The sequence below is a fragment of the Mesorhizobium sp. M7A.F.Ca.MR.176.00.0.0 genome (assembly GCF_004023165.1).
Classification (GTDB): Bacteria; Pseudomonadota; Alphaproteobacteria; order Rhizobiales; family Rhizobiaceae; genus Mesorhizobium.
The window spans coordinates 1-4,380 of sequence record NZ_RZTC01000067.1 but is presented as its reverse complement, the minus strand read 5'-3'; the positions used below and the strand labels follow the sequence as shown (position 1 = coordinate 4,380).

At 64.2% G+C, this 4,380-nt stretch carries 4 protein-coding genes; 1 reads left to right on the top strand and 3 read right to left on the bottom strand.

Features of this window, described 5'->3' with window-relative positions; genetic code table 11:
* The coding region (gene mgtE, locus EOB59_RS21380) for a magnesium transporter (protein WP_245486695.1) at positions 1–1,127 on the top strand (1,127 nt) is incomplete at its 5' end.
* 60 nt (positions 1,128–1,187) lie between these two features.
* Here mgtE and gor read toward each other — a convergent pair.
* From gor to rpiA, 3 genes are all read right to left on the bottom strand, one after another.
* Positions 1,188–2,579 (bottom strand): glutathione-disulfide reductase, encoded by a 1,392-nt coding sequence (gor, locus tag EOB59_RS21375; RefSeq protein ID WP_128289169.1) that lies wholly within the window; start codon positions 2,577–2,579, stop codon positions 1,188–1,190.
* Positions 2,580–2,696: 117 nt separating this feature from the next.
* Positions 2,697–3,299: a DUF2059 domain-containing protein gene (locus EOB59_RS21370; RefSeq protein ID WP_127318742.1), complete on the bottom strand. Its 603-nt coding sequence runs from the start codon at positions 3,297–3,299 to the stop codon at positions 2,697–2,699.
* A complete protein-coding gene (gene rpiA / locus EOB59_RS21365; RefSeq protein WP_027036598.1) occupies positions 3,286–4,017 on the bottom strand; it encodes a ribose-5-phosphate isomerase RpiA in 732 nt (243 codons plus the stop codon). Before rpiA ends, EOB59_RS21370 begins: the two co-directional genes overlap by 14 nt.
* Positions 4,018–4,380: the final 363 nt, after the last annotated feature.

Here is a 4,380-nt window from a genome sequence, read left to right as displayed (position 1 = left end):
CCGCCATGTCGGTCGACCGCGCCGCCGACATCCTGCGCGAGCTGGAGGAGCCGGCCCGTTCCGAGCTGCTTGGCGGGCTTGCGCCGCCGCTGCGCGCAACGCTGCTCTCCATCCTCGGCTATCCCGAAGGCAGCGCCGCATCGATCATGACGACGGAGTTCGTCAGCGTGCCGTCGGACTGGACCGTCGGGCAGACGCTCGACTACATCCGCAAGGTCGAGCGGACGCGCGAGACCGTCTACGCGATCTATATCGTCGATCCGCAGACGCACCTGCTTGTGCGCTCGACGGGCCTGCGCCGGCTGATCACCGGTGAGCCTGACGATCCGATCATGACGGTGGCGCCGGATCACCTTCCGGTGACGGTCGGCCCGCTGACCGATCGCGAAACCCTGGCGCAGACGATTTCCAAATACGATCTGCTCGCCCTTCCGGTCGTCGACCATGGCAAGATCCTAGGCATCGTCACCATCGACGACATCATCGACACGATGGTCGCGGAGACGACCGAGGACGCGCACCGTTTCGGCGGCATGGAGGCGCTGGACGAGCCGTACATGAAGATGAGCTTCCTCGCCATGATCAGGAAACGCGGCGGCTGGCTGTGCGCGCTGTTCATCTCGGAGATGCTGACGGCCAACGCCATGCAGAGCTATGAGGGCGAGCTGGAGAAGGCGATCGTACTGACGCTGTTCATCCCGCTGATCATGAGCTCCGGCGGCAATTCCGGCTCGCAGGCGACCTCGCTGGTCATCCGCGCGCTGGCGCTGCGCGAGATCGGTCTTGGCGACTGGTGGCGGGTGGCGCTGCGCGAGCTGCCCACCGGGCTGTTGCTGGGCGCCATGCTCGGCGTGGTCGGCGTCTGCCGCATTGCGCTGTGGCAATATATAGGCTTCTACGATTATGGCCCGCACTGGCCGCTGATCGCCACCACGGTGGGCGCTGCACTGGTCGGCATCGTCACCTTCGGTTCGCTGTCGGGCTCGATGCTGCCGTTCGCCTTGAAACGTATCGGCTTCGACCCTGCCAGCGCATCGGCGCCGTTCGTCGCCACGCTGGTCGATGTCACCGGGCTGGTGATCTATTTTTCGGTGGCGCTTGTGATCCTGCGCGGCACGCTGCTGTAGCGACTATCTCCGCCGTGGCATGACCTTGCCGCGGCGGAGTTCCTCAACCCGGATTTGCCGTCAATCGACGCGCTCGCCGTCCTTCACGCGATAGGTCGGCTTGTACATGGTGACCAGTTCTTCCGCCGCTGTCGGATGCACGGCCATCGTACGGTCGAAATCGTCCTTGGTGAGGCCGGCCTTCAGCGGGATGCCGAGCAGCTGCGCCATCTCGCCGGCGTCCGGCCCCAATATGTGGGCGCCAAGCACTTTTTTCGACGCGCCATCGACCACCAGCTTTATCAGCATCTTCTCGTCGCGCCCGGACAGGGTGTGCCGCATCGGCCGGAATGTCGCGCGGTAGATCTCGATGTCGGGGAAGCGCTTGACGGCGTCGTCCTCCGACAATCCGACAGTGCCGATCTCCGGCTGTGAAAAGACAGCGGTCGCGATCGTCTCGTGATCGGGCGCGGTCGGATTTCCCTTGAAGGCGGTTTCGATGAAGCACATCGCCTCGTGGATCGCCACCGGCGTCAGCTGCACGCGGTTGGTGACGTCGCCGATCGCCCAGACGTTGTCGATGTTGGTGCGGGAATATTGGTCGACGGCGATGGCGCCGGTCTTGGTCATCTCCAGTCCGATGCCTTCCAGGCCCATATTCTCGGTGTTGGGAATGCGGCCGATGGCCAGCATCACCTGGTCGACGGTCAGCACCTCGCCGCCGCTGACGAGCGCGTCGAGCCGGCCGTCCGGCCGCTTGCGAATCCATTCGGACACGGAATGGCAGAGGATCCTTATTCCCTTCTTTTCCATCGTCTCGTGCAGCATGCGCCGCAGGTCCATGTCGAACCGGCTGAGGATCTCCTTGCCGCGATAGACCAGCGTGGTGTCGACGCCGAGACCGTGAAAGATGTTGGCGAACTCGACGGCGATATAACCGCCGCCCTCGATCATGATCGCCTTGGGCAATTCCTTGAGGTCGAAAGCCTCGTTGGAAAAGATGCAATGTTCATGGCCGGGCAGCGCCGGATGCGCCGCCGGGCGGCCGCCGGTGGCGATCAGGATCTGGTCTGCCGTGATGGTGCGATCCTCACCCAGAAGATGCACGACATGCGGATCGACGATCATGGCGCGCGAGTGGAAGGTCTCGCCGCCGGCGCCCTCGACGTTCCTGACGTAGATGGCCTCCAGCCGGCTGATCTCGCGATCCTTGTTGGCGACCAGCGTCTGCCAGTCGAAACTGGCTTCCGGCACCGTCCAGCCATAGCCGGCGGCGTCGGCGAAATGCTCGGGAAATTGCGAGGCATAGACATAGAGCTTTTTCGGCACGCAGCCGCGGATGACGCAGGTGCCGCCATAGCGGTATTCCTCGGCGATGCCGACTCGCTTGCCGAGAGCCGCGGCGACACGCGCCGCCCTCACCCCGCCCGAGCCGCCGCCGATGACGAAAAGATCGTAGTCGTAACCGGCCATGACGCGGCTCCCAGGCTTCAGAAATGTGTCAGACAGGTAGGCCGCAAACCGTCAAAAGAAAAGCCCGGACAGGCCGGGCTTTCGCGGGAGGCCGCAAGGCCATTTGAAAATGCGGGGTCAGTTGTTGTCCGCAGGGGCCGCGCCATCGGCGGGCGCTGCGCCATCGGCCGGAGCGGCGGCTCCGGCAGCGGGCGCGGCAGGTGCAGCCTGCGCCTTTGCCTTGGCGGCTGCGGCCAGCGTTTCGCCGACCTGCTGGGCGAGATCGCGGCCGAGGCCGTTCTGCCAGATGTCGGCTGCCTTGACCAGTTCGCGGGTCACCGTCGGGCCGCTATCGAGCAGCTTCTTGCCCGAATCGGAATTGTAGAAGGCGGCGATGTCGGTCAGTTCCTTTTCGGAGAACACTTTTGCGTAGGCAAGTGCGGCTTCCTTCTCGAGATCGGCGCGGCGCGAGGCCAGCGCCAGCGCCTTCTCGCTGATCGTCTTGCCGATCAGTTCCTGCATGTCCGGGTTCTTCTGGATCAGCTGCGATTCGAGCGCTGCGGCTGCCTGCGGCAGGATGTTGTCGAACGGGTCGGTTGCGTGGATCGCAGCGACCGCCGCGCGGGCGGCCTTCAGGTGCGATTCCGTGACATCCTGCGAAAACGCCGGCGACGAGAAGGCGAAAACGGCCGAGGCCGCCAGAAGGACGGAAAGGCTGCGAACCCGGTTATGCAACGTCATGATCGGTAGAACTCCCTGGTTTTCGGGCGGCATGGACGGTTTGGATACCGTCGCCGCCGGCGATGATGGCCGCTGAAGCCAGCCCGATGAAAAGACCATGCTCGACCACGCCCGGAATGGCGTGCAGAGCATTCGAAAGCGCTCTTGTATCCGGAATGCGGCCAAAAGATGCATCGAGGATAAAATGGCCGCCGTCTGTAACAAAAGCCTGGCCGCCCGTCATCCTCAATGTGACCGGCCCGGAAAGACCGAGCTTTTCAGCCGCCGCGGCAACCGCGATTTCAGTGGCGCGCAGGCCGAATGGATTGACCTCGATCGGCAGCGGAAAACGGCCGAGCGTCTCGACCATCTTGGAGCGGTCGGCGATGACGATCATGCGCTGGGATGCCGCGGCGACGATCTTCTCGCGCAGCAGCGCGCCGCCGCCGCCCTTGACCAGGGTCAGTTCCGGGTCGACTTCGTCGGCGCCGTCGACGGTGAGATCGAGCTCTGGCGTTTCCTCCAGCGTCGACAGCGGCACGCCAAGTTCGCGGCACAGCAACGCGGTGCGCTCCGAAGTCGGCACACCAATGACGGTCATGCCGGTGGCGACCTTTTCGGCAAGCAGCCGCACGAACTCCTCGGCCGTGGTGCCGGTGCCGATGCCGAGCCGCATGCCGTCGCTTACATGGGCAAGTGCGGCGCGCGCGGCTTCGACCTTCAATTGCCTTGCATCCATGTCGGTTGTTGCCCCGGAAATTCGCTGCCGGGCTCGTAGCATTTTTGCCGGTCCGGTCAAAGCCCCAGGCGACGGGTCCCCCAGGTGATGCCACTATAGGAATTATTTCCTTGACCGGTGAGTGCAGCTATGCTACATTTTTGCCCATGGTGCTGATTTGCGCCAACGACCCGCCGCTGTGGCGGGTTTTTCATTTCTGGAAGCTCGCCGGGAAATGTCCGGTCCGAGGGGGCCTGCTTGCCCGGCGCGCTCGCCCAGGACAATCGGTTCAGGTTTTGGAATTCGCCCCGTCACCCTTTTCCTGACGCTGGCGCCGCCCCTCACCTGCCTGCCGGCATCCTCTCCCCGTATAGTGACGGGGAG

Coding starts and splice junctions, on each gene's coding strand:
- rpiA (WP_027036598.1), bottom strand. CDS start 4,017: ATGGATGCAAGGCAATTGAAGGTCGAAGCCGCGCGCGCCGCACTTGCC.
- gor (WP_128289169.1), bottom strand. CDS start 2,579: ATGGCCGGTTACGACTACGATCTTTTCGTCATCGGCGGCGGCTCGGGC.
- EOB59_RS21370 (WP_127318742.1), bottom strand. CDS start 3,299: ATGACGTTGCATAACCGGGTTCGCAGCCTTTCCGTCCTTCTGGCGGCC.